General features: G+C 71.0%; 22 protein-coding genes and 1 pseudogene. 7 read left to right on the forward strand and 16 right to left on the reverse strand.

The genetic code is table 11. From position 1 onward, the window contains the following. Positions 1 to 142 precede the first annotated feature (142 nt). Together recQ and QNO11_RS00845 are read left to right on the forward strand one after the other, a co-directional pair. Positions 143 to 2,062 (forward strand): DNA helicase RecQ, encoded by a 1,920-nt coding sequence (gene recQ, locus QNO11_RS00840; RefSeq protein WP_257508893.1) that lies wholly within the window; start codon positions 143 to 145, stop codon positions 2,060 to 2,062. A gap of 113 nt (positions 2,063 to 2,175) precedes the next feature. Next, complete coding sequence (locus QNO11_RS00845) at positions 2,176 to 3,201, forward strand: FHA domain-containing protein (RefSeq protein ID WP_257508837.1); 1,026 nt, start codon at positions 2,176 to 2,178, stop codon at positions 3,199 to 3,201. 9 nt (positions 3,202 to 3,210) lie between these two features. Here the strand turns inward: QNO11_RS00845 and QNO11_RS00850 are convergent, their stop codons facing one another. From QNO11_RS00850 to QNO11_RS00920, 15 genes are all read right to left on the reverse strand, one after another. Next, positions 3,211 to 4,518, reverse strand: coding sequence for a S8 family serine peptidase (locus QNO11_RS00850; protein ID WP_257508838.1), 1,308 nt, complete (start codon positions 4,516 to 4,518; stop codon positions 3,211 to 3,213). Beyond that, positions 4,515 to 5,867: a type VII secretion protein EccB gene (gene eccB / locus QNO11_RS00855; protein WP_257508839.1), complete on the reverse strand. Its 1,353-nt coding sequence runs from the start codon at positions 5,865 to 5,867 to the stop codon at positions 4,515 to 4,517. The genes QNO11_RS00850 and eccB overlap by 4 nt, the downstream gene beginning before the upstream one ends. Before the next feature lie 4 nt (positions 5,868 to 5,871). Further along, positions 5,872 to 7,206 carry a type VII secretion integral membrane protein EccD gene (gene eccD / locus QNO11_RS00860; protein ID WP_257508840.1) on the reverse strand — a complete coding sequence of 445 codons (1,335 nt, stop codon included), beginning with the start codon at positions 7,204 to 7,206 and terminating at the stop codon, positions 5,872 to 5,874. After that, positions 7,203 to 7,874, reverse strand: a complete 672-nt coding sequence (locus tag QNO11_RS00865; protein ID WP_257508841.1) for a hypothetical protein — start codon at positions 7,872 to 7,874, stop codon at positions 7,203 to 7,205. Before QNO11_RS00865 ends, eccD begins: the two co-directional genes overlap by 4 nt. Then, on the reverse strand, positions 7,864 to 8,646 hold the full coding sequence (locus QNO11_RS00870) for a hypothetical protein (RefSeq protein ID WP_257508842.1): 783 nt from the start codon (positions 8,644 to 8,646) through the stop codon (positions 7,864 to 7,866). Before QNO11_RS00870 ends, QNO11_RS00865 begins: the two co-directional genes overlap by 11 nt. Then, complete coding sequence (locus QNO11_RS00875; protein WP_257508843.1) at positions 8,643 to 8,966, reverse strand: hypothetical protein; 324 nt, start codon at positions 8,964 to 8,966, stop codon at positions 8,643 to 8,645. Before QNO11_RS00875 ends, QNO11_RS00870 begins: the two co-directional genes overlap by 4 nt. Continuing rightward, positions 8,959 to 9,537, reverse strand: coding sequence for a hypothetical protein (locus QNO11_RS00880; RefSeq protein ID WP_257508844.1), 579 nt, complete (start codon positions 9,535 to 9,537; stop codon positions 8,959 to 8,961). Before QNO11_RS00880 ends, QNO11_RS00875 begins: the two co-directional genes overlap by 8 nt. After that, positions 9,534 to 9,824: a WXG100 family type VII secretion target gene (locus QNO11_RS00885; RefSeq protein WP_257508845.1), complete on the reverse strand. Its 291-nt coding sequence runs from the start codon at positions 9,822 to 9,824 to the stop codon at positions 9,534 to 9,536. The genes QNO11_RS00880 and QNO11_RS00885 overlap by 4 nt, the downstream gene beginning before the upstream one ends. Positions 9,825 to 9,832: 8 nt before the next feature. Next, positions 9,833 to 10,120 (reverse strand): WXG100 family type VII secretion target, encoded by a 288-nt coding sequence (locus QNO11_RS00890; RefSeq protein ID WP_257508846.1) that lies wholly within the window; start codon positions 10,118 to 10,120, stop codon positions 9,833 to 9,835. A gap of 2 nt (positions 10,121 to 10,122) precedes the next feature. Beyond that, positions 10,123 to 10,440, reverse strand: a complete 318-nt coding sequence (locus tag QNO11_RS00895) for a WXG100 family type VII secretion target (protein WP_257508847.1) — start codon at positions 10,438 to 10,440, stop codon at positions 10,123 to 10,125. Positions 10,441 to 10,486: 46 nt separating this feature from the next. Then, complete coding sequence (locus QNO11_RS00900; RefSeq protein ID WP_285169558.1) at positions 10,487 to 11,845, reverse strand: hypothetical protein; 1,359 nt, start codon at positions 11,843 to 11,845, stop codon at positions 10,487 to 10,489. Beyond that, positions 11,842 to 13,134 carry a S8 family peptidase gene (locus QNO11_RS00905; RefSeq protein ID WP_257508848.1) on the reverse strand — a complete coding sequence of 431 codons (1,293 nt, stop codon included), beginning with the start codon at positions 13,132 to 13,134 and terminating at the stop codon, positions 11,842 to 11,844. The genes QNO11_RS00900 and QNO11_RS00905 overlap by 4 nt, the downstream gene beginning before the upstream one ends. Before the next feature lie 50 nt (positions 13,135 to 13,184). Further along, positions 13,185 to 13,616, reverse strand: a complete 432-nt coding sequence (locus QNO11_RS00910; protein WP_257508849.1) for a hypothetical protein — start codon at positions 13,614 to 13,616, stop codon at positions 13,185 to 13,187. 114 nt (positions 13,617 to 13,730) lie between these two features. Next, a complete protein-coding gene (locus QNO11_RS00915) occupies positions 13,731 to 14,018 on the reverse strand; it encodes a WXG100 family type VII secretion target (RefSeq protein ID WP_257508850.1) in 288 nt (95 codons plus the stop codon). Between the two features lie 28 nt (positions 14,019 to 14,046). Beyond that, a complete protein-coding gene (locus QNO11_RS00920) occupies positions 14,047 to 14,358 on the reverse strand; it encodes a WXG100 family type VII secretion target (RefSeq protein WP_257508851.1) in 312 nt (103 codons plus the stop codon). A 354-nt stretch (positions 14,359 to 14,712) separates the two neighbouring features. Between QNO11_RS00920 and QNO11_RS00925 the strand changes: the two genes are divergently transcribed. Genes QNO11_RS00925 through eccCa form a run of 3 tightly spaced genes read left to right on the forward strand, consistent with a single transcriptional unit; the run spans position 14,713 to position 21,091 of the window. Further along, positions 14,713 to 16,089 (forward strand): hypothetical protein, encoded by a 1,377-nt coding sequence (locus QNO11_RS00925; protein ID WP_257508852.1) that lies wholly within the window; start codon positions 14,713 to 14,715, stop codon positions 16,087 to 16,089. Next, a complete protein-coding gene (locus QNO11_RS00930; RefSeq protein WP_257508853.1) occupies positions 16,086 to 17,081 on the forward strand; it encodes an RDD family protein in 996 nt (331 codons plus the stop codon). Before QNO11_RS00925 ends, QNO11_RS00930 begins: the two co-directional genes overlap by 4 nt. Next, positions 17,078 to 21,091 carry a type VII secretion protein EccCa gene (gene eccCa / locus QNO11_RS00935; protein ID WP_257508854.1) on the forward strand — a complete coding sequence of 1,338 codons (4,014 nt, stop codon included), beginning with the start codon at positions 17,078 to 17,080 and terminating at the stop codon, positions 21,089 to 21,091. Before QNO11_RS00930 ends, eccCa begins: the two co-directional genes overlap by 4 nt. A gap of 116 nt (positions 21,092 to 21,207) precedes the next feature. Here the strand turns inward: eccCa and QNO11_RS00940 are convergent. Then, positions 21,208 to 21,654: pseudogene (locus QNO11_RS00940) on the reverse strand (GNAT family N-acetyltransferase); the annotation flags it as partial. Positions 21,655 to 21,969: 315 nt separating this feature from the next. Between QNO11_RS00940 and QNO11_RS00945 the strand changes: the two are divergent. Then, complete coding sequence (locus QNO11_RS00945; RefSeq protein ID WP_257508855.1) at positions 21,970 to 24,075, forward strand: acyl-CoA dehydrogenase family protein; 2,106 nt, start codon at positions 21,970 to 21,972, stop codon at positions 24,073 to 24,075. Between the two features lie 147 nt (positions 24,076 to 24,222). Further along, positions 24,223 to 24,786 (forward strand): DNA-3-methyladenine glycosylase I, encoded by a 564-nt coding sequence (locus tag QNO11_RS00950; protein ID WP_285169939.1) that lies wholly within the window; start codon positions 24,223 to 24,225, stop codon positions 24,784 to 24,786. The last annotated feature ends 179 nt before the right edge of the window (positions 24,787 to 24,965 follow it).

A 24,965-nucleotide genomic window follows, 5' to 3' on the forward strand; every position in this document is an offset into this window, starting at 1 on the left:
CGGTGTCAGCCGGGCTGGGTAGGGTGTTCGGGTGGGAGACGGGCGCAACACGACGGATGCCGGATGGGCGCCGTCCGACGCACCCTTCGACGCGTACGAACCGCCGCCTGAGGACTGGGACGTCCCGCCGGACGACGGCTGGATGCCGCCGCCGGAGCAGACCTGGACGCCCCCGCGCGCGACGCCGCCGCGCGCGGCATCGCCCGCCGCGGCATCCGCAGGTCTTGATCTGCCGCCTCGTCGGGAACTGACCGGTTCCGACCCGCGCGCCGTGCTCAAAGAGGTGTTCGGGTACGACGAGTTCCGCGGCGACCAGGGTGATGTCGTCGCGCACGTGGTGGGTGGTGGCGATGCCGTCGTGCTCATGCCCACCGGCGCGGGGAAGTCGATCACCTATCAGGTGCCTGCGCTCGTGCGCGAGGGCACTGGGCTCGTGATCTCGCCGCTGATCGCGCTGATGCACGACCAGGTGGACGCGCTGATCGCCAACGGCGTGCGCGCGGCCTATCTCAACTCCACGCAGTCGGCCGCCGAGCGGCAGGCCGTCGAGCGCGACTACCTCGCCGGTGACCTCGACCTCATCTATGTCGCCCCCGAGCGGCTCTCCAGCTCGCAGACGACGTCGCTGCTGCAGCGGGGAAAGCTCAGCGTCATCGCGATCGACGAGGCCCACTGTGTGTCGCAGTGGGGTCACGACTTCCGCCCCGACTACCTCGCCCTCGGTGACCTTGCCGAGCGCTTCCCCGGGGTGCCGCGGATGGCGCTCACCGCGACGGCCACCCGCGCCACGCACCAGGAGCTCACCGAGCGGCTGCACCTGCCGCAGGCGCGGCACTTCGTCGCGAGCTTCGACCGCCCCAACATCCAGTACCGCATTGTGCCGAAGGTCGATCCGCGGCGGCAGCTGGTGTCGTTCATCCGGTCGATGCCCGAGGGGTCCGCGGGCATCGTCTATGCGCTCAGCCGCAAATCCGTCGAGCAGACCGCCGAGTATCTGCGCACGCAGGGTCTTGACGCGCTGGCGTATCACGCGGGGTTGGATGCCGGCATTCGCGCGCGGCATCAGTCACGGTTCCTCCGTGAAGACGGTGTCGTGATGGTCGCCACGATCGCCTTCGGCATGGGCATCGACAAGCCCGATGTGCGTTTCGTCGCGCACATCGACCTGCCGAAGTCGGTCGAGGGGTACTACCAGGAGACCGGCCGCGCCGGTCGCGATGGCGAACCCGCGGTCGGCTGGATGGCGTATGGCCTGGGCGACGTCGTGCAGCAGCGGCGACTCATCGATCAGAGCCCCGGCGACCGCACGTTCAAGATGCGCATGGGGCAGCATCTGGACGCGATGCTGGCGCTGTGCGAGACGGTGCAATGCCGTCGGCAGAACCTGCTGGGCTACTTCGGCCAGGATTCGGGTCCCTGCGGCAACTGCGACACCTGCCTGGAGACGCCGGAGACGTACGACGGCCTGGTGCCGGCGCAGAAGCTGCTGTCGACGATCGTGCGGCTGCAGCGCGAGCGCAACCAGTCGTTCGGCGCGGGGCACCTCATCGACATCCTGCGCGGCGCCGATACCGAGCGGATCCGCCAGCAGGGACACGAGCGACTGTCGACGTACGGGCTGGGGGCGGACCTCACCGATCAGGATTGGCGTTCGATCGTGCGGCAGCTGCTGGCCCGCGGCATCCTCGTCGCGCGCGGCGACTACGGCACGCTCGCCCTCGGCGACCCCGCCGGTGCGGTGCTGCGCGGTGAGGCGGCGGTGCCGCTGCGGCGCGACACGATCGGCCGGCCGGCGACCGCCGCGCGGGTGCGGAAGGCCTCGGCGGCCGACAGTCTCGGCGAGGGGGACCGCGGCCTGTTCGAGGCGCTGCGCGCGTGGCGTGCCGAGACCGCGCGGGAGCAGGGGATGCCGGCCTACATCGTCTTCGGCGATGCGACGCTGCGGGCGCTCGCCGAGCATCGTCCCCGCACGCTCGCGGACCTGGACGGGATCACCGGCATCGGCGCCAAGAAGCGTGAGGCCTACGGCGAGGCCGTGCTCGCCGTGATCGCCGCCGCCTGACCCGCCCCGCTGCCGAGTGAGTATTCGTGCTGCCGAGTGAGTATTCGTGCTGCCGGGAGCGGAAGACGATAGCGTCGGGGCATCGATGTGCGATGCCCCGAAAGGACCCTTCCGTGCCCGATGCATCCGCTGCCGCGCCTGTCCTGATGGCGTCGGCCTGCGCGCTGATCGTCCTCGCCGCGTGGCACGTCTGGTACTCGTGGGGCCTCGCCCGCGTGTTCGCCGCGCACGGCGCTCCCACGTGGCGCGCCTGGGTGCCCGTGCTGCGCGAGGCGGAGCTGTTCCGCCTCGGAAGCGTGGACCCGGTGAAGGTCGTGCTGCTGCTGGTGCCGTTCGTCGCCGTATACGGGTTCGTCCTTCGGGTCATGGCGGTGCACCGCATCGGGGTGGGGTACGGCAGGGGTGCGGGGATGACGGCCCTCGGCGCGGTGCTTCCCCCGGTGTGGGCGACGTTGCTGGCCGACGCGCGCCCGGTCCCTGCGGGGGCGGATGCCGCAGCCGACGTGCCTGCTGCCCCCGTGCCTGCGCCGGCAGGGCATGCGGCCTCCTCCCGCGTACCCGCGGCGCCGTCGGCCCCGGCAGGCGCGGCGCCCGCGCCGGTCATGCACGTGCCCGCGCCACCCGCCCCGGCTTCGACCCCCACGCCGGCACCGATCATGCACATGCCCGCGCCTGCCCCCGCACCCGCGCCGCCGGCTCCCGCCGCATCCGCTCCGCCGGCTCTCGCCGCGCCGCCCGCTGCCCCCGCCTCTGCCCCCACCCCCGCCGCCCCCGACGATGTCGACGAGCACACACACGTGGTCAGCGGCGTGCGGGAGTGGGAGCTCCTGCTTCCCGACGGCACGGCCGTCGTCTTGGTGGCGGAGGACGTCGTGCTCGGTCGGCGTCCGTTCTCGCCGGATGAGTCGACGCAGGCCGTCGCCGTGCCCGACCACACCCGCACGGTGTCCAAACAGCACGCTCGCCTGGCCTGGTCGGGCGATGGGTGGACCATCACCGACCTCGGCTCCACGAACGGAGTGTCCCTGCTCACCGCGGACGGCGATGAGCAGGAGATCGAGTCCGGCACGCCCGTGCCCCTGGGTGAAGCGTTCCTTCTCGGCGAGTACCGGCTCGCGCTGCGGCGCGACGGCGTCTGACCGAACGCGTCAGGCTTCCGGCGCGTCGCCGAACAGGCCCCGGCCGGCGGGAGCCGCGCGCGCAGCGGTCGGTTCCACCCGTCGCGTGACGTACACCCCGAGCGCGCCGAGAGTCGCGAGCACGACAAGCCCGGCGATCCCCATGATCATGCCGATGTTGATGGCCGCGACGTCGGCGCCGGGGTCGCCCGTGACGCGCACCGCGGCACCGTCCGCCGCGGCGGGCGGAACGGGCTCACCGTCGACGAACGGGCTGGCCGGTCCGCGCAGACCAGAACCCGGGACGAGCATGATGGCGTCGTACGGCTGCACCACGCCCCAGCCGCTGACGTCGTCGCGCCGGTCCGGATCAGTGCGCACCGCGGTCGCCTCGAGCCGGTACGCCCACTGCGCGGGGGACTCGTCGGGGTGGGCGGCCGCCACGAGAGCAGCGGATGCCGACGCATATGCGGCGGCGTAGCTGGTGGCGGGAGCATCCGTCGCGTACACGCAGTCGCCGCCGACGGCGGACGAGGTGGCGACGAGCTGGCCGGGAGCGGCCAGCCGAACGTGCGGGCCGTGGATGCTGGCGTCGGTCACGACCCCCGACGTGTCGGTCGCCGTCACGCCCAGCACGCCGTCGAAACCGGCCGGGTAGCGCGCCCCGTCGTCCTCGGCATCCTCGACCGACAGCGTCGAGTCGCGATTTCCCGCCGTTGACACGACGAGACTGCCCTGCCCGCTGGCGTATGCGACGGCCTCGGCGAGACCCGGATGGGCGCCCACGGTGCTCATGGACACGTTGATGATCTGCGCCCCGTGGTCGGCGGCATAGCGGATGCCGGCTGCCAGGCGCCCCACGTCGGGGCCGAAGCCGGCATCCACGTCCTGGTCGGACGTGCCGGCGAACACGCGGACGGGCAGGATACGCGTTTCCGGCGCGAGACCTTCGACGCCCGATCCGGGGATCCCCCGGGCGGCGATCTGTCCTGCGATCGCGGTGCCGTGCCCGTACGCATCAGTGCTGCCGGTCGGATCGGTGCCGTCCGGCACGAGATTCACGCCGCCGACGATGGCGCCGGTGAGGTGCGGATTGGCGGCGACTCCCGAGTCGACGACCGCGACCACCACACCCGCGCCTCGGGTGAGCCCCCACGCCGCCTCGCTCTGCAACTCGCCCAGGGCCGTCACCGGTTCGGCGATGCGCGTGGATGCCGTGCATTCCCCGGTCGCCGCTGCCGACACCGGCGACGCGGCGAGGACGGGGCCGGGCGCGGCCGCGAGCACCGCGGTGAGGAGCGCCGCCACGGCCGCGACCGTGCGCAGCCGGCCGGTCACCGATCCTCCGCGTCGGCCGAGGCCGCCGGAGACCGACCCGCGGCCTCTTCGCTCAGGGCGGGGCCTGTGGGCAGGAGAGCGGTCCACTCATCGCCGATCTCGCCCACCTCGTCCGCGGCGTACCCCAGCCGAGCCAGGGTCTCCTCGGTCGCCCCCGGTACCGGGTACGCCGTGCCGGTGGCATCCACGAGGGTGAGCAGCCGGGTGCTCTGGTCACCGCGGCCGCCGGCACGAACCACCGCGCCCGCGCCCGGTTCGACGCTCACACCCTCGACGATGTCGGCGTCCGCGCGGTGCACGGCCAGCGCAGTGCGCGTGCGCCCGTCCCCGGCCGACTCGAGCTGCGCGCACGGGCGGTCATCGGCATCGATGGTGGGGAAGCCCACGGTGGGCCAGTCCTCGGCGCCCGCCGGTCGGGTTGCCGTCTCGAGCCCGGCGACGTCGGATGCCGACACCTCGCGCACTTCGCCACCCAGCGCCTTTCCGCTTCCCAGCTGGTACAACTGCCAGGCCAGCGGGGACAGGGCCGCCAGCGAACCCTCCGGCTGGACCAGCAGGCGCTCGTCGTCGGGCGTTCCCGCCACGTGGACGACGTCGCCGATCCGCAGATCCGTGCCCGCAAGCCGCTCTCCCACGTCCTCGACGACGAGAGGCGTCAGCGCCGAGGCCGGCGTGAACAGATTCAGCCATTCCGCCGGCACGATCGTCGGGTCCAGGGCGGTGATCCCGGCCGCTCGCAGGACTGCGTCGGAGTCGGTGGCCGTGATTGCGAAGCTGCGCTCGCCGGAGACGACATAGAGGATGTCGTCCGATTCGACGACCGCGCTGCGGTCATCGGCCGCCGCCACGCGCGCCTCGCCTCCGATGCGCACTTCCAGCGCCGCGTCCTCCGCGACGCACGCGGTCCAGCCGGCGTTGACCAGCCCGCCGGGGGAGGGGAGCTCGTCCGGGGCACCGACGATCCCGAGCGTCGCGCCGATCGGCGTGCCGGCGAGGCTGGCCTGGTCGGTGGAGATCACGTCGAATTCGCTCGAAGGAAGCAGCAGGCGCGCGCTGGCGGTGTTGATGACCGGATGCAGCACCCCGTCCACGGTCACGAAACGGGCTCCCGTATCGGACACGAGCACGAGCTTGCCGTTCTCCCAGCCCTGCGGCAGGCCCGGGCGGATGAAACCGTAGAACACTCCGATGAGCACGACCAGCGCGGTGAGGGCGATGGCGGCGATCACGGCGCGCAGCGGAGTTGCGGGTTCGAGTTCCTTTCCTCCCGGAGCACCGCTGACGAACGCGCTCAGCAGCCGACGACGCGAGAAGTTCTGCGCCTCGATCAGATCACCTTTGGTCGCCATCCGGTCAGGCCAGCCCGGAGGCGATGACGCCCAGCGGCAGCAGGGAGGCGAGCACGAGCAGTTCGACGGTGTCGGCCACGCGCAGCAGCCGCATCCGGGTCTTGGGTGCCAGCAGCGTCACGGTCACGACGCAGACCGTCGCCACAGTGAGGACGACCAGCAGCGCCACGCGCAGCTCCGGCTGGGTCAGCGCGGCGGTCAGCCCTGAGACGGCGAGTCCTACGGTGCCCATCGCCATGACGGCCAGCACACCGGAGCGGGCATAGGTCTGCCGAGACGGGAACATCATCCCCGCGAACGCGAGGGCGCACAGCGCCGCGCCCACGGCATCCTGCGCGGCCACCAGCGGCGTGGCGGCCAGGATGACGAGGCCGAGCGCGAGGCGGAGGGCGATGAGGATCCGCCGCCCCTGCGCCATGCGCCGGGCGACATCGTCGGCATCGATCGGGACGGGGTCGGCGAACATCTCCGCATCGCTCTGCGGTGAGATCACACGCACGCGAGTGCTGCTCAGTGCCAGCCAGGGCAGCACGCCCGACAGGGTGCCGAGGATGCCGACGGCCAGTGCGTAGACCGGCGCCGGCGGGAAGAACGCCGCGAGAGAGGCGATGATCGCGAGAGCGGCGCCGGCAGTCAGCGGGGCAAGCTGCACCTCGGCGCGGTCGGGCATGAGCGCCAGCGCGACGCCGGCGATGACGAAGGTGCCCGCCCCTGCCGCGGCGAGGGGCCAGCCCCACAGATCGAACGAGGACGGCACGGCGAGGTAGCCCGCCAGCCCCGCGAAGACCGCGGCGGCCACGCCCAACCCCTGACCGGCCTCGAGCTGACCGAGCCGTGCCACGACCGCAGCGACCGCAAGCAGGACGATCGCGCCGCCGCCGGCGATCAGGCCGCCGAACCCGAGGCTGGGCCCCGCGGCCAGAAGCAGGACGGCACAAACACCCAGGAGCGTCAGGCTCACCGTCAACGCGGTGCGGGCGTTGTCGCGCGGCGTCCACGGGCGGTTCTGCTGCGCGGTGGCATCGATCACCGCCTCGACGATGTCGTCGTAGACGCGGGGCTGCACGACGAGGCCGCCCCGCACCAGCGTCAGGACCTCACCGTCCTCGACGCCCTGCGCAGCGACGCCGGTGGCGGCGTCCAGCACCGTGCCATCCGCGCGATGCAGCGCGTATCCCGCGTACGTCATCGACGGGTCGAGGACCCCGAGGCTTCGGGCGAACCCGGGTAGGAACTCGATCACCGGAACCTGGGCCGGGATGCCGATGTCGAGGCGCCGCCCCTCGCTCTGCACCGAGAGGCGGATGAGGGCGCGCGTGGCGCTGGCTGTCTGGCTCACGGCAGCCGTGTCACGGGGAAGGTCGCGACCGGTTGCACGGCGCGGTCGACGGCGATCTCCTGCGTGACGCCGGCGCTCGGGTCCACGAGGGTTTCCGGGTCGAGGTCGGCCGTGACGGAGTACACCGCGGGGTAGACGAGGAAGCTCAGCGTCGCCGCCTCGGGGTCGTCGGGTTGGGTCACGCTCGCTCCCGGGACTTCGAACGACACCAGCTTCATCTCGATGCGACTCACTTCTGCGAAAACCATCAGGTCGGTGGTCAGCGAGTCGGCCAACTGCCACTCGCCGTCTTCGGTGTTCCAGGTGACGCTGAGGACGGACTGCTCCTGCCGTCCGGCCAGCTCGTACTGGAACGACACGTCGCGCGTATCCTCGTCGCCGGTGGTGGCGGCGGCAGCCTCGACCGTCACATTCTGGATGCGCTGGGCCCCGGCGAGCACGGCGTCGGTGCGCAGCGTGTCAGCGTCGACATTCGGCAACTGCGGATCGCCGATGGCTGCGGCATCAAGTTCTCGGGCCGTGGCCGCGTCGCCGTCGGCGATGGCGTCCAGATACTGCACGACGACCTCGGTGGGGTCGGGTCGGGGAGGCTCGGATGGGGTGCAGGCGGTGGTGGTGAGAGCGATGCCGGCGGCGATGGCCATCGAGAGCGGACGTTTACTGGACAAGCGCAAAACCGGGAGCCTCCCACTCGGTGATCGTGTTGGGCAGCGCGTCGAGCTTTCCCCGGTTGGCCTGCGTCGAGGACTGGAAAAGCTGCACGATCGCGATCGCGCTGGTGGCGATACCCGCGACTGCGGAGATGAGCCCGACGACGGAGACGGCCAGCGAGACGCCGGCCGTCGGCAGCGCTCCGACGAGCCCGAGAATGGCCGCGACCACACCGAGCATCGTGAGCACGGCACCGATGATGACCGCTGCCAGCTGCAGGTAGTAGTTCTCGATGTCGTCCGCATGCTGATCGATCGCGCCCGCGATCGTGGTCGCGGTGGATGACACGCGGCCGAGCGGCTTCGCCTGGTCGTCGACCGCGAACCCGTAGGTTTGGCTGGCCGGCGGGTCGACCCAGCTCAGCAGCCCCGGCATGGTGCTCTTGGTGATCTGGATCTCGTCGGCCTTCGATGCCAGCTCGTTCAGGCGGTCGGCCACCGCGCGGAGGGTGTCGGGGCTGCCGAGGTATCGGTTCGCCTCCCGCAGGATGGCGACGCTCTCGCGGCAATAGTCGAGCACCTCGTCCACGGCCGCAACGACGATATCGGCCGCTTCGTCCACCCACCCGTTAGGCACGAGCGAGCCGAGACCGAATGCCTGGCGATCGACCCACTCCTGCAACCCTTTTCGGATCAGCGGCGGAGCAGCGACGGCCGCCCCGTCGATCGCCTTGACCGCCGTGTCCAGCTGGTCCTCGTTGTTCTCGCGGATGTCATCGACGTAGCTCACAACGCCTCCAGCTCTCGTTCGACGGCGTCGATCTCGCTCTGTGCGTCGCCTTCGGCCTGCATGTACTCGATCGCGGTGTCCAGGAGCGCGCGGGCGAACCCCTCGAAGATCTCCTCGCCGGTCTCGATGTAGTCCCGCAGGGTGGTCGTTGCCGTTGTGAACGCCGCGTACACATCGCCGGACCCGGGGATCAGCGAGAAGTCCGGACGCGAGTACGTCAGGTCGTCGATCCGCCCCTTGGCGTCGGCGAGCTTTCCGCTCCAGACCTGCCACGAGTCGTGCGCGTCGGTGCGAAGCGCATCGGGATCCACTTCAGCCACGGCTGTCCTCCTCGGTAAACCGACCGAACATGTCGGATGCCGTCGCGGCTCGCTGCGCGAGGGCGAGTATCTCGGCGGCGATGGCGGCAGGGTGGTTGCGCTGGATCCAGTCTTCGCGCGCATGAACAGCGGTCACGTCGCCGAACACAGCGGTGACGCCCGCCTGTCCCAGGTCGTTCCACACTGTCTTGCCTGCCTCGGCGATGCGATCGTCGGCATGCTGCGGATCCGCCGCCGCCGACTGCAGCACCGACATCAACGGGTCCACCGCCTCAGCCGGCAGGCGCGGCCGCTCGGCGCGGGCGGCGAGGAATGCCGCAGTGAGGGCGGCGCGCACCTGATCAGGGGTTCCCGCGCCGGTGGCGTCGGTCAGCTCTGCGGCGATGGGGTAGCCGCGTTCATCGAGGGTCACATCGGCGTGGACGGGACTGGGCTCAACGGCATCCCCCAGGCGCGCCTGCACTGCGTCCAGTCGCGCGGTCAGGTCGCCCTGAAGGCGGATCCCGCGGGCACGGAACGCCTCGAGCCGCTCGACGATGTCGGGGCGCGGGGCCTCTTCGACCCCGCTCATCCCCAGCGCTCCGCAATCTTCGCGCGTGCCGTGGCGTAGCGCGCGGCGGATGCGTCGGTGGCGCGGGAGGATGAGCGCAGCACGGAATTCATGTTCCGAAGGCTCGCATCCCACTGCTGCTGCGCCGACCGATAGGCATCGGCGGCCTCGCCGCTCCACCGGTCGATGAGCGTTTCTGCCTCCGCCTCGAGGGCGTCCAGTTCCGCCTGAATGGCGGCGGTAGCCTCCGCGAGTCGACCGGCTGCCGCCTGCAGCGACGCGGGGTCGAATCTGAGTGTGTTTCCCATGGCTGCCTCTATCTGAACTGCTTCGCCGACCGGTGGTCGGTCTCCACGTAATCTTCCGCGATGCCATCGGTGGCCTTCGCGATGCTGTGCAGGGTGTCCTTCATCGATAGGAACGTCGCGCTCCACTGCAGTTGCGCCGTGTCGTAGGCGGCCTGTGCGGCTCCGTCCCAATTCGCCCGGAGTGCGCCTGCTTCGCTCTCGATGCCACGCAGGGCGGCATCGATGCGCGCGCTTTCGGCGCGGAGGCGGTCGGCCGCCGCGTGCAGCGCCGCGGGGGTGACCCGAAGATCGGCCATGATCAGTCGCCTCCCAGCAGGGCACCAAGGCCCCCGATGGTGGATCCGTGCTGCTGCTCGAGCGCCTGCTGATCCTGGTCGGTCGAACGCATCGCCTGTGTGAGCTGAACGAGAACGGCATTGAGCTTGGCCGCACCCGCCGACCACTCGCCGACGAGCTGGGTGTAGGCGCTCGCGGCATCGCCCGACCAGTGCCCACCGAGCTCGTCCAGCTCGTCGAGCACACGGCGGACGCTGTCCTGGATGTCGATGTGGGCACCGGAGACGACGCTCGCACCGCGGGCGAGGGCGCCCTCGGTGGCCGAGATGCGGTCGTTCATGCGTCTGCCTCCGCTGCGCGGGCGTGGCCGGTGCCGGGGTGCTGGCTCATTCGCGTCCGCCTGCCCCGGCGTTCTCGGAACGAGGGCCGAATTCCTCGTCGTCGTCCAGGTGTTCCGCGATCGGTCCGCCCAGCCCTCGGCCCGCCGATTCCTTCCGGTCGCCGCGCGCGCCGCCCATGCCGCCGCCCCCGACGCCGGCGCCCATGCCGCCGCGCCCGCCGGTCTGTCCGGCTGCGCCCGCGGTTCCCGGGGTGCCGGCGCGAGCGCCCGCCTGCGCGCCCGCGCCGCCCATACCACCGACGCCGCCACCGGCGAGGCCGGATCCGCTGCGGACACCGAGCCCGCCCGCAGGCGCGCCCGCACTTCCGCCGCGGCCGAGCAGACCGCCGGAAAGTCCCCCGCCCTGCCCGCCGGGCATGCCGCCCGATGAGCCGAGGCGCCCGAGCGCCGCGGCGCCCCCGCCGCCAACGGCCATCCCGACGCCGAGCCCGGGTCCCATCCCGCTCGCACCACCGCCGCCACCCGGGAGGGTCGCCCCTCCGCTGCTTCCACCGCCGGGGAGCGATCCCACGCCGCCGATCGGGCCGTCCGGAGTCGGCACGTAATCGGGGGGAATCTTCCCGAGATCGATGGGCGGTCCGGGAGGGTGCGGAGCGGGGTAATGGGGCGGATCGAACACCGGCGGGCCGCCGATGACCGGGGGGCTGCCGATGACCGGCGGGAGACCGTTCGGCCCAGGCTCGCCGATGACCGCGCCGGTCTCGAAGCCGGGAAGCGAAGGGCCCCCTCCACCCCGCCCGCCGCCAGGGCCACCGGGCCCACCGCCGACGGGGATAGGCGTGCCGCCGACCGGTTCCACCGGGTCAGGGGCGAATACGGCGTCGGAACCCGTGAGAGGTGGCGGCACGGCGATCTTCACCGCCGCGATCGCCTCGCTCACCTCCTTGTAGTGCTGTTCGGCTTCCTTCTCGCGCTGATCACCCAGGAAATCGTTCAGCAGCTGCACGGCCCCCTCGCCGGCGACCACCGACAGGGGCCCGAGCATGAGGGTGGTCCCGGCGACGGCGCCGCGTACGGCGCCTTCCTGCCCCGCGGTCAGGCGACCCGATCCGAGGCTCTCGAGTCGTTCACGCGCCCGGGCTCGCTGTGCGTTGGCATCCTTCAGCGCGGTCTGCAAGTCGTCCTGCAGGTAGGCGATCTGAGCCGCGATGTCCTTGCTGGCCGCTGCGAAGGTCTTCGTCGCGGCGGACCCGGACTCCCCGGTCAGTCCCGGCTCGCTGACCACCTTGTCCAGGACGAAGGCGAGCTGCTGCAGTCGCACGATGAGTTCGTTTCGCGCGGGCACATCCCATGGCTCGCCGCCCTCGGCGAGATTGCGCAGGCCCTGCTCCCATTGTCCGGTCACGGCGTTCCTCCTTGGTGAAGTCGCTTCCTGCGTGCGGTGAAGACGATGACGGCGATGACGCCGGCGGCCACGGCGACGGCCAGGACCACGGCGACGGTGAGCCCGATCGGCCCGAGGGGATCGGTGCCGCCCGGTGCGGCAACGCCTGCCTCGTCCGTCGGGACGGGTGCCGGATCCGCGCTGGGGGAGGAACCCGACTCACGCGCAACCGCCTCGGCGACTTGTTCCGCGCTGGGGATGCCGTTGGGGCGATCCATCAGCGGGTTCTCGTCGGGGTAGTCGGTGGGGTCGTCCTCGAGCAGCGATGCGGGCCACGCGGCGCCGTAGCCGTAGCCGGTTGCGGGGTCGTAGGTGGGCTCGTGGATGCTGCCGTTGGTCGAGTGGATGAGCGATTGGAGGAGCTGGTTTCCGGTGGCGTCGGGGTATCGCTGGGCTGCCAGGGCGAGCATCCCCGCGACGAGGGGGGCGGCGAAGGACGAGCCGGATGCGGTGCCGCCTTCATCCCAGGTCCCGCCGACGGAGCCGAGGGTGGGAAGCGACACGCCCGCCGCGACGACGTGGGTGTAGTCGAGGACGTAGGGCTGCCCGTTCTTGTCGGTCTGCAGCTCGCCCGTGCTGTCGACCGCACTGGCCGCGAGGACACCGTTGATCAGGGGGAGTGAGGCCGACGCGAGCATGGTCTGGTCGGGGTTCGGCGTGGCGTGAACGATCACCATGCCCTTCGCGATCGCCTCCGCGATCACCGCGCCGTCGCCTTCTTCGCTCTCCGTCGGCGAGCCCACCGAGGTTGTGAAGATCTGGGCGCCGTCGTCGATGGCATGCTGCAGCGCGACGCCGAACGGGCTGAGCACGTCGGGACGCTCCCGGCTGGTGCACGACCCGACTTCGTCCGTCCGACCCAGCCCGTAGAAGGTCACCTCGGCATCCGGGGCGATTCCGCGCACCCCGCCGGCGCCGGTGCCGATCAGGGACGCGGTGAGGGTCGTGCCGTGGTTCGCGCCGAAGGTCGCTTCAGCGCTGACGGCGGAATCGGTCTCCTCGCACAGCGTGCCGTCGGCGACAGTGAGGGAGCGCCCTTCGAATGCGGGCAGGTCGGGATTGATCTGGTCGTCCATGATCGCGATCCGCACACCTTCACCGGTCCACCCCTGCTCGTGGAAAGCCCCGATGCCGTAGGTGTCCCACCACCACAGCGTCGCCTGGGTGGTGGCGGCGGCCGTGCCTGATGGCCCTATCGCTACGAGCGCGGCGGTCAGGGCAACGGCGGCCAGGCGCGTCGTACGCCGCACAGCCCTACCTCTACGTATCCTCACCTCGGAGATCCTCACCCAGCCGGCGCTCAGCCGCCGAAGACGTCCTTGGCGCCCTGGGCAGCTCCCGCGGACGCAGCCGCTCCGGCCGCACCCCCCGCAGCGGCACCGGCGGCCGCCCCGCCCAGCGCCCGCCCCGCTGCCACGTCGTCGATGATCGCAGCGGTCTGGGCGGCGGCGGAGGCACTCAACTGGTCGGACTCCCGCAGTGCGGTGACCGCGTTGCTGAGGGCCTCGGCGTTCGCGGCGACGAACGCGCGGATCGCCTCCACCCGCCGTGAGATCGCCTCGGATCGGAGCTCGAGTCGGGCGGTGAAGCGGTTGGGGGCCTCTTCGGTGCGATTGCCGTCCACCTGGGTGATGACGGACGGCGAGGGAAGCTCCGCGCTCACCTCCTGCAGGGTGCTGGCGTTGTGCGCCGCGACCTCCCCGCCCGCGTCGAGATCGATCACCTTGGCCATAGAGATACCCCCTCGCAAGTCGCAGATGCGCGCCCGAATCGGCACGCGCGTGGAATCGGCACCGGTATGTGTGCCGAAGGGCCGGCGACCAGACGGTCGCCGGCCCGAGAAACGTCAGACGAAGCGCCCGGCAGCGGACTTATCGGTCGACACGTACCCCTGAGCGATCTCCTCGGTCTTGCCCGCGATCTGCTGCAGAAGGTCGTTCAGACGGGACACCGACTGGTTCCACTGGGCCTGTGCCTGGTCGTAGGCCGTCTGGGCCTCGCCGTCCCACTTGGCGCGGAGCGAACCGACCTCGGCTTCGAGTTCTTCAAGACGCGAGCGGATGCCGGAAGAGCCGTTGCGGATCTGGCCGGCGAGAGCGATGACCTGCTCGGGGCGAACGGAGATGGAAGACATGACTGTTTCCTTTCTGCGGAGCCCGGCGTCAGCCGAGGATCGATCCGAGGTTGCTGATGGTCTGCTGGTGGGATTCCTCGGAGGCCGCCTGGTCGCGCTCCGTGCCGCGCAGTGCGTCTTCGAGCGTGACGAGCACCTGGTTCAGCTTGGTGGTCTCGTCGTTCCAGCGGTTGAGCAACTGGGTGTATGAGCTGGCGGCGGCGCCGCTCCAGAAGCCGGCAACCTGGTCCAGCTCGGTACGGACCTTCTTGACCTGCTCGTCGATTCCGGACTTCGCGGTGTTGACGGCTTCGGCTCCACGCCGGAGTGCGCCTTCTTCTGCGGCGATGAGATCTGCCACGGCTTCCCCTCAATCTGTCGGTCCGGCCGAGGCCGGAACAGTGCGAACTGATGACGTCGGCAACGGGTACCGCGCCGGCGGCGGCGATCCCGTCCACGTCGGAGCGCCACCGAGCAATCTATGGGGGCGCGGGGCCGGAGCACCAGCATCAATTCAGTCATAAAGGGGAGATCGAATGGGCAATCGGCACCTGATCAAATACGTCATTGACAAATGAGGGCACTCTCATGTTCGATCGTCAGGTTGGGGCGGCTCGCCCGACGGTGAGGCGACGGTGACCCGGTGATGTGCCGGGTCCGTCTCGACGGGCGACTCGATCGCGACCGCCTGAGTGCCAGGGAAGGCAGGGTGCGGGTGACGCGGGAGACCGTCCGGCGCCGACGTATCGCGATCGTCGACGGCGCGCGCCGCCACGATCTGGTCGTGCCCGTCCACGCGCGTGTGGACGACGCTGTCCGCGCGGTCGGCGCGCATCCCGGGACGGGCGCGGGAGCCGTCGTAGAGATCGCCGGTCGACAGATCGCGCCGGACACCCTGTTGGGAGACCTCGAGGACGGCACCGTGCTGATGCTCGTCGACATCTCCCCCGCGCCGGGGCGGGGCCGTGGGCGACCGCGGGTGGGGTCGTTGCCGCCGGCGGATCTTCCGACGCCCACGTGGTGGGTGCTGGCCGGGGCGGGGGCCGTGCTCGCTGCGGTCGTGCTGTTCACACCGACCGGCGACTTCACCTCCGTGCGTAGGCTCGCCGGGGCGGCCGCGGCCGTTGCCGCGATGCTGGCGGGGACGGTGTTCGCCGTCCGTGCGCCGCGCGGGCGGCGCGCTCCGCTTGCCCCCACCATCGCGGTCCTCGTGCTCGGGTTCGCTGCCGGAGCCGCGCTGGTGCCCCCGGTGCCCGCCTCCGGGGGTGTGCTGGCCGTGTTCGTCGGAACGCTCTTCGCCGCGACGCTGGCGGGCATCATGGGTACCGCCACACCGTCCCCAACGCTGCGCGCCGAAAGCCGCACCGCCATGGCGGTGCTCCTCGTCATCGCCGTGGTGTGGGGCGCGGCACTGCTGTGGCGCATGGATGCGGCCGCTCCCGCCGCCGTGACGCTCGGTCTCATCCCCGCAGGTCACCGGCTGCTGCTTGCCACAGTCGTAGACGTTCCGCCGGGCACGTTCATCGACTACGCCCGTTTCCAGACGACCCGTTGGACCGTCCGGCAGCAGCTGCCGGAGGAGGTGCTGTTCGTCGACGACGACGAGGCGCGCCGCCTCGTGCAGCGATCCACCGCCCGCCTGCTCACCGGCGTCCTGCTCCTGGTCGTGGCGGGCGTGGCTGCCGCGCCCATCGCGCTGCCGTCCTTCCCCTCCGACGATCCGCTCGTGCTTGTCGGCCGGATCGCGCTGGGCGTGACCGTGGTGCTGTCCCTCCTGCTGGGCGCACGCCGTGCGACGGTCCCCGCGTTGCGCTGGATCTCGCGTCTGGGGGCCGCAGCCGTCCTGCTGGTGATGCTGATCGCCCTCATCCCCTCGGCGGACACGAGAATGCTGACGGTGGTGGCCGCCCTGGCGCTCGCCGCCGGTGCCGCGAGCGCCTTCCTCGTGATCCCCGCCGGTCGCGGCGTGCGGTCGCTCGCATGGTCGCGCGCCGGTGATGCGCTCGAGTGGATCGCGGTGGCCCTCTCACTGCCGGCGGCATTCCTCGCCGCCGACGTCGTCGACGCGCTGCGTGCAATGATGGCCGCATGAGCCTGCCATCGACCTTCGTCGGTGCGCCCGCGCCCCTCGGGGCCCGGCTCGGCGCCTTCTCGATCGACGTTGCGCTGGTCGCATTGCTGACCGCCGTGGGCGTCGTGCTGGGGTCCCCGGTGCTGGGGATCGCGCTCGGCGCCGAGGCGCTGCTGGGGCTGTGGATCCTGGAGGCCCGCACGGGCGCGACGCCCGGCGGGCTGATGCTGCGCATGCGCGTCGCACGAGAGGATGTTCCGTTTTCGCCCGGTGCCGGACGTGCCTTCGTGCGCGGTCTGCTGCTGTTGCTTTCGGCGGTGGTGCTTCTCGCCGGAGCATGGGTCGTCGTGGCCTCGGCGGCGTGGGACCGCGCCGGTCGTCGTCGGTCATGGCATGACAAGGCCTCCGAGACGGTGGTCATGGCGTTGCCCGAGCGGTCGGCGGCCGGCCCGGCGGCGAGCCTTGCCGCCCCCACCGTGCTCGGCCGTTCCGCCGGCGCTGCGGCGCGCCCGGTGCCGGCGGCCGGACCTCCCGCCACCGAGATCCTGTCGGCAGCGGGGTGGGAGCCGGTGGCCCCGGCGCCCGGCCGCGACGTGCCGCCACCGCCGACGGTGCCCGCTGCACCCTCGGTCCCGACGGCCCCGGCGTTGCCACCGTCGCTGCGCGGCGCTCAGCTGCTGCTCGTATTCGATACCGGGCAGCGGGCGCAGTTCCCCCTGCCTGCCGCCGTCAACCTCGGCCGCGCCCCCGTGGCCACCGAACCCGGCGACGCGGTGCTCGCCGTCGAGGATCCCGACCGGATGGTCTCCAAGATGCACCTGCGTCTCGAGCACGACGGCCGTTCGGCGTGGGTCATCGATGCCGGCTCGACGAACGGTTCGGAGCTCGTCGACGAGGACGGCACCGGGCGTCCCCTCGCCTCCGGCGTGCGAACGCCGCTGGACGAGGGTACCCGCGTCCGGGTGGGAGAGCGCGTTTTCACCGTCAGTCGACTGATCGGAAACCCCGCGTGAGCAAGGGACCCCGCCTGGCGCCGCCCAGCCTGCCCGACGGCCGCATCGTGCTGCAGCCGCCGCCCGAACTCGTGCCAAGCGAGGGCGGCAGCGGCATCCTCACCTCGCTGCTGCCGATGCTTGGCAGCGTCGGTGCGATCGTCATGGTGACGCTGACCAATGCCGGGCCCACCGGGTTCCTCATCGGCGGGATGTTCCTGCTGTCATCGCTGGGATTCGTCGCCGTCAACGGCTGGCGGCAGCGGTCGCAGCGCACGGCGCAGGTGCTCGGCAACCGCCGCGAGTACCTCGCGTACCTGGCCGATCTGCGCGAGACGGTGCGCGTGGCCGCACGCAAGCAGCGCCGACACGGCGGGTGGATCACCCCCGCACCTGCGGCGCTGCCCTTCATCGCCGAGGAGCGGTCGCGCGTGTGGGAACGGGAACCGGGGGACCCGGCCTTTCTCCTGGCCCGCATCGGGACGTCGGATCAGCCGCTGAGCATCGCGCTGGCGGCGCCGGAGCTGCCGCCGCTCGCCCAGCTGGACCCCGTCGCCGCATCCGCGGCGCACCGGTTCATGCTGACCCACGAGATCCAGCACGACGTCCCGCTCGGCATCGAGCTGGATGACTACGCGCGCCTGGAGATCGTCGGTCCTCAGGAAGAATCCATCCGATCGCTCGCGCGGGCGATCGTGACGGGCGCGGCGACCCTGCACGATCCGGAGGACCTGATCGTGGCGATCCTCGCCGGCGAGCAGCAGGCCGCCCACTGGGAGTGGGCGAAGTGGCTGCCGCACGTGATGTCGCCGCGCGTGGAGGACCGCCTGGGACCTGCCCGGATGATCGCCGCGTCGCTGGACGACCTCGAGGACATGCTGCCCGCGCAGCTGCGGGATCGTCCTCGGTTCGGGGCGGGCGAGGGGGTGACCCCGCACGTGCTGCTGGTGATCGACGGGGCCGAGCCGGGCACCGGCAGCCCGGTCGTGGCAAGCGAAGGCATGCAGGGCGTCACCGTGATCGACCTGCCGCAGCGCTGGGGGGAGCTCACGCACCCCGCCACCGCGCGCATCGCCCTGGCGGATGCTGCGCCGCCACGGATCACCGGATCCTTCCGCAGGGGCCGCGCCGTGGCATCCACCCCTCCCGCCCGCGCCGAGTTCATCGACCTCGCGCGCGCAGCGGAACCGTTCACCCCGGATGCGATGTCGATCGCAGAGGCCGAGGCCACCGCTCGCCGGCTGATGCCGCTGCGCTCGCGACCGATGCGCGTCGAGGACGCTCCTGTCGCGCAGGGCCAGCGCGAGCTCACCGAGTTGCTGGGACTGCCCGACGTCCGCTCGATCGATTTCGACCGAGTGTGGTCGGGCCGCCTCGAACGCGACCGGCTGCGCGTCCCGATCGGTCAGGACACGACCGGCGCACCGCTCGTGCTCGACATCAAGGAGGCGGCGCAGCAGGGATCCGGCCCGCACGGGATCATGGTGGGCGCCACCGGGTCGGGCAAATCGGAGGTGCTGCGCACGCTCGTGCTGGCCCTCGCGCTGACCCATTCACCCGAGCATCTCAACTTCGTCCTCGTCGACTTCAAGGGTGGAGCGACGTTCGCCGGGATGGCGAGTATGCCCCACGTGTCGGCGGTGATCACGAACCTCGGCAGCGAGCTGGCACTGGTCGACCGTTTCCAGGACGCATTGCAGGGCGAGATCACGCGCCGACAGGAGCTCCTGCGCGCCGCGGGCAACTTCGCCAACGTCGGCGAGTACGAGAAGGCGCGCCGCGGCGGGCGCACCGACCTGGCCCCGCTGCCGGCCCTGCTCGTGATCGTGGATGAGTTCTCCGAGCTGCTGTCTGCCAAGCCGGAGTTCGTGGAGAGCTTCCTGAACATCGGTCGGGTGGGCCGCTCCCTGCACGTGCATCTGCTGCTGGCTTCGCAGCGTCTCGAAGAGGGCAAGCTCCGGGGACTCGATACGTACCTGTCGTACCGGATCGGCCTGCGCACGTTCTCGGCATCCGAGTCACGCACGATCATCGGTACCCCCGACGCGTACACGTTGCCGCAGGAGCCGGGCGTCGGCTTCCTCAAGAGCGACACCGAGACGCTCGTACAGTTCCGCGCCGCGTACGTGTCGGGCAGGCCGAAGACCGACCCGGGCGATGTCGTCGATGAGACGACGTCCGGCGTCGACGGTCCAGCGCACATCGAGGTCTTCACCGCCGCCGCACAGCCGGTCGAAGCAGCGCAGGACGTCCCTGCCCGGGTGATCGCCCCGGCCGCCGCCGTGGAGGAGCGCGCGACGTTCCAGATCGCCGTGGAGCGGATGCAGGGTCACGGTCCGGCCGCGCATCAGGTGTGGCTGCCGCCGCTGTCCGATCCCGCCTCGCTGGACGAGCTCATGCCCGACCTCGTGGAGGACCCGCAGCTCGGTCTGATCTCTCCCGGATGGCGCGCGGCCGGTATCCTCACCGTGCCCCTCGGGCTCGTCGACGTGCCGCTCGAGCAGCGCCGCGACCGCCTCGTCGTCGGGCTGGGCGGCGCCGCCGGTCACGTCGCGATCGTGGGATCGCCGCTGAGCGGGAAGTCCACGCTCGCGCGCACGCTGGTCTCGGCGCTCGCGCTGATCGGCACGCCCCAGGAGCTGCAGTTCTACGTGCTCGACTTCGGTGGCGGTAGCTTCACGGCGATGCAGCAGCATCCCCACGTCGCCGGGGTGGCCACGCGCACCGAGCCCGAAGCCGTGCGTCGCACGGTCGCCGAGATCGAGTCGATCGTCGACGCGCGCGAACAGTATTTCCGCCGTCACGGCATCGACTCGATCGAGACCTACCGCGGTCGGCGGCGCAGGGGCGACGTGGACGATGGCTTCGGCGACGTCTTCCTCGTCGTGGACGGCTGGGCGACGGTGCGCGGCGAGTATGAGCCACTGGAGGCCCGCATCCAGACCATCGCCGCGCGGGGGCTGAGCTTCGGGGTGCACGTGATCATCACGGCCAACCGGTGGCTTGAGATTCGCGCCAGCCTCAAGGACCTCATCCAGACCAGGCTCGAGCTGCGCCAGGGCGATCCGACTGATTCCGACGTCGACCGCAAGCAGGCTGCGAACGTCCCCGTCGGTCAGCCCGGCCGCGGCCTCAGCCCCGCCAAGCTCCAGATGCTCGGTGCGATCCCGCGCATCGACGGCTCATCCGACCCGGCCACCCTCTCCGACGGCGTGCAGGATCTGATCGCGCGCGTGTCCGCGGCGTGGCGAGGGGCACCCGGGCCGAAACTGCGGCTGCTTCCTGACATGCTCCCGCTGGACGAACTGCGGGCGCTCGCCGCTCCCGAGGACCGCCGGCTGCTCCTGGGCATCGAGGAGGCGCAGCTGTCCGCGTTCGGGATCGACCCGCGTGTCGAGCCGCACCTGTTCCTCTACGGTGACTCGGGCATGGGTAAATCGGCCTTCCTGCGCGGCGTGGTCCAGGAGATCACACGCGTCTACCGTCCGGACGAGGCGAAGATCTTCGTGGTCGACTACCGGCGGGCGCTCCTCGGCGAGATCCCAGCCGACTACCTCGGCGCGTATCTCACGTCGCACGAGCTGGCCACCGGTGGCATGAACGATCTCGCGCAGTACTTCGGCAACCGCATCGCCGGCCCCGACGTCACCCCGGAGCAGTTGCGCGAGCGGAGTTGGTGGAAGGGCGCTGACGGGTTCATCATCGTCGACGACTATGACCTCGTCGCGACGAGCCAGGGCAACCCGCTCGCCGTGCTGCAGCCGCTGCTCGCGCAGGCCGGCGACGTGGGGCTGCACGTCATCCTCACTCGCCGCACCGGGGGAGCCAGCCGCGCCGCCTACGACCCGATCATCCAGCGGTTCACGGATCTGGGCGTGACCGGCATCCTGCTGGGCGGAAACCCCGAGGAGGGCGCGCTGATCGGACGGGTCAAGCCGGTGCGCGCCGCCCCGGGGCGCGCGCAGATCGTCAGTCGCGAGCACGGGCTGGTCTCGGCGCAACTGGCCTTCCCCCCGCCGACCGCCCACTGACCCCACCGCGCCGCCGAGTGAGTATTCGTGCCGCCGAGTGAGTATTCGTGCCGCCGAGTGAGTATTCGTGCTGTCGAGTGAGTATTCGTGCCCGAGACATGCAGGTGGACGCCACCTCACAGCGCGAGCGTCCAGATGCGGAAGGTGAGTTCGCCGCCACGCCAGGGCATGGTCTTCTCGCCCTGCGCGGCGAACCCGGCATGTCGGCAGAGGGTGTTGGATGCCGGGTTGTCCACACCGGGATATGCGACGAGAAGGTTGCGGCGACCGTCCGCCTGTGCGGAATCGATCAGCTGACGCAGCGCCTCGCCCGCGACGCCTCGACCCTGAAACTCCGGCAGTACGCTCCACCCCGTCTCGAGCGCCGGATGCCCGTCGTGCTCGACCTCCCAGTAGCCGATGCCGCCGGCCGGGTCCGCGTCGACGTCGATGCGGAACATGTGTCCCGAGCCGAGGCTCCACGCACGCAGGTAACGCTCCTGCCGGTCGACGAGTTGCGCCGGGGTCTCCGAGCCGCCGAGGAACACCGTCATCTCGGGCGTACTCATATGGACGAGCAGATCGAAGTCGTCCTCACTTCAGCGTGCAAGCGTCACCGGCATCCGGCGCCCCTCTCGACGCGTCCCATCCTGTCCGCCGCATTGAGCAGACGCCAAGCACCGGGTGCGATGAATACTCACTCGGTGCGATGAATACTCACTCGCGGGCACGAATACTCACTCGCGGGCACGAATACTCACTCGGCAGCGGGTGTGGGGTGCGCACAACGGGGGGTCGGGAGGTGGGCGGCGGTGCCTGTCGATACCAGCCAACCGGGTTGAGGTCGGGTTGTGGGACACCTACGGTCGTATGATTCCGTTTCCCACCGAAAGGTGACCATGACCGACGCCGCAGTCCGTCCCCGCAAGCCCGCCACGAGCAAGCGCACCCCCGCCGGTGGCGCCCCGACCGCGCCGCACACCGCCGAGCAGGCCCACGAGTCCCGCATCGACATCGACGCCGTCACCGACCTGCTGCTGGGAACCTGGGCCGCCACCCGCCGCGAAGCACGCGAGATGGTGAAGAACCCGGCGTTCTGGCGCATCGACGGGCAGCCGATGGCCGAACACCGGGAACGGGTCCTGGAGCAGCTGCACCTCCTCGTCGAGCACGGTGGCTCGCGGCGGGCCTACCCCGAGGAGTACGGCGGGCTCAACGACAACGGTGCCAACGTCGCCGCGTACCTGGAGCTGGTCCTCGCCGACCCGAGCCTGCAGGTCAAGGCGGGCGTGCAGTGGGGTCTGTTCGGCTCGGCGATCCACCACCTCGGCACGAAACCCCACCACGACAAGTGGCTGCGCGACGTGATGAACCTCAAGATCCCCGGGGCCTTCGCGATGACGGAGACCGGCCACGGATCGGATGTCGCCGCGGTCGGCACGACCGCCACCTACGACCTCGACACCGAGGAATTCGTCATCCACACCCCCTTCCGGGGCGCCTGGAAGGACTACCTCGGCAACGCGGCACTGCACGGGCGGGCCGCGACCGTCTTCGCGCAGCTGATCAGCGGCGGCGTCAACTATGGCGTGCACTGCTTCTTCGTGCCGCTGCGCGATGAGCAGGGCGACTTCCTCCCCGGCATCGGCGGCGAGGACGACGGCGTCAAGGGCGGGCTCAACGGCATCGACAACGGGCGCCTGCACTTCGACCAGGTGCGCATCCCGCGCGAGAACCTCCTCAACCGCTACGGCGACATCGCCCCCGACGGCACCTACTCCAGCGAGATCGCCAGCCCCGGGCGCCGCTTCTTCACGATGCTCGGCGCGCTCGTGCAGGGTCGGGTGTGCATCGAAGGCGCGGCCACCAACGCCACTGCGCTGGCGCTCAAGATCGCCGTCACCTACGCCAATCAGCGTCGCCAATTCGACAGCGGCAGCGGCAGCGACGAGGTCGTGCTGCTGGACTACGCCAAGCACCAGCGGCGCCTGCTGCCGCGCCTGGCGGAGGTGTACGCGCAGCATTTCGCCGGCGACGAGCTGATCCGAAAGTTCGACGGCGTCTTCAGCGGGCGCAAGGACACCCCGGACGAACGCGAGGACCTCGAGACCCTCGCCGCCGCGCTGAAGGCGATGTCCACCTGGAACGCGCTGGACACGATCCAGGAGTGCCGTGAAGCGTGCGGCGGCTCCGGCTTCCTCGCCGAGAACCGGCTCGTGGGGCTCCACCAGGATCTCGACGTGTACGCCACCTTCGAAGGCGACAACACCGTGCTGCTGCAGCTGGTGGGCAAGCGCCTGCTGAGCGACTTCGCCAAGCAGTTCAAGGGTGCGGATGCCGGGAAGCTCGCTCGTTTCGCCGTCGGCCAGACCGCAGGCAGGGTCTTCCACGGCGCAGGTCTCCGCCAGCTCGGCCAGGCGGTCACCGATTTCGGGTCCACGGCACGTTCGGTCGAACTGGGGCTGCGGGCCGATCAGCAGCACGACCTGCTGTCGGGCCGGGTGCAGCAGATGGTGTCGGATGTTGCCGGGCGCCTGCGCCCCGCTGCCAAACTGGCACCCGCGGCGGCCGCTGCCCTGTTCAACGAGAACCAGTCCGAGCTCATCGAAGCGGCCCGGGCACACGCCGAGCTGCTGCAGTGGGAGGCCCTCACCGACGGCGTGAACCGCGCCGGTGACGAGGGCACGCGTGAGGTGCTCACGTGGCTGCGCGACCTGTTCGGGCTGTCGGTGATCGAGAAGCACCTCGCCTGGCACCTGATCCACGGTCGCCTGTCGACCCAGCGCGCGGCGTCGGTGTCGCGTTACATCGACAGGTTGTGCGCGCGGCTGCGTCCGCACGCACAGGACCTCGTCGACGCGTTCGGCTTCGAGCCGGAGCACGTGCGCGCCCCCATCGCGTCGGGCGCCGAGCAGGATCGTCAGCAGGAGGCGCGCGAGTACTACGCCGCGCTGGCGGCATCCGGTACGGCGCCGGTGTCGGAGAAGTCACTCAAGAAGAAGTGACGCTGCCCGGCGCATAACTCAGGAAGAAGTCCCGACTCGGGCCCGTGCGATGATGCGCGGGCCCGTTCTTCCTGAATGGTGCGCCCGCCGTGCGACCACCCCGCGCCCGGCCCCGTCGGTATCCCGCCGTAGGGTGGCGGGGTGAGCATCGACACCCGCCTCGGACCCGACGACGTGCTCCGATGCGCGTGGGTGGGCGATGACCCCGAGTACATCCGCTACCACGACGAGGAGTGGGGCCGTCCGCTGCACGGCGACCGCGAACTGTTCGAGAAGATGAGCCTGGAGGGCTTCCAGGCCGGCCTGTCGTGGATCACGATCCTGCGTAAGCGCCCGCGGTTCCGGGAGGTCTTCGCCGGCTTCGACCCCGCCTCCGTCGCTGCGTTCGACGACGCCGACGTGGAACGGCTGATGACGGATGCCGGAATCGTGCGCAACCGCGCCAAGATCACCGCCGTGATCGCCAACGCCCGCATCGTCGAGGCGATGGCGCCGGGCGAACTGGACGCGCTGATGTGGTCCTTCGCCCCGCCGCCCCGCCCGCGGCCGCAGTCGTTCGCCGAGATCACGGCGACCACCCCCGAATCCGACGCGATGTCGAAGGAACTGCGCCGCCGCGGCTTCCGCTTCGTCGGGTCGACGACGATGTACGCGCTGATGCAGTCATCGGGCATGGTCGATGACCACGTGGCGGGCTGCTGGCGCGCATAGCGGCGCATGGGGACTTCTCCCCACGGCGGCACCCTCGCGCGCCCACTAGGGTGGACCAAGCGCCGACGATATGTCGGACCCGACGCCACGCAATCGCTGGACACGACAAAGGGGGACTGTTCCAGATGAGGTCCTTCGCGTGGCTTCGTGCGCGCCCGCGCAGCCTTGCCTCGGCGTCA

This window comes from Microbacterium sp. zg-B96 (genome assembly GCF_030246865.1).
In the GTDB taxonomy this organism is placed as follows: domain Bacteria; phylum Actinomycetota; class Actinomycetes; order Actinomycetales; family Microbacteriaceae; genus Microbacterium.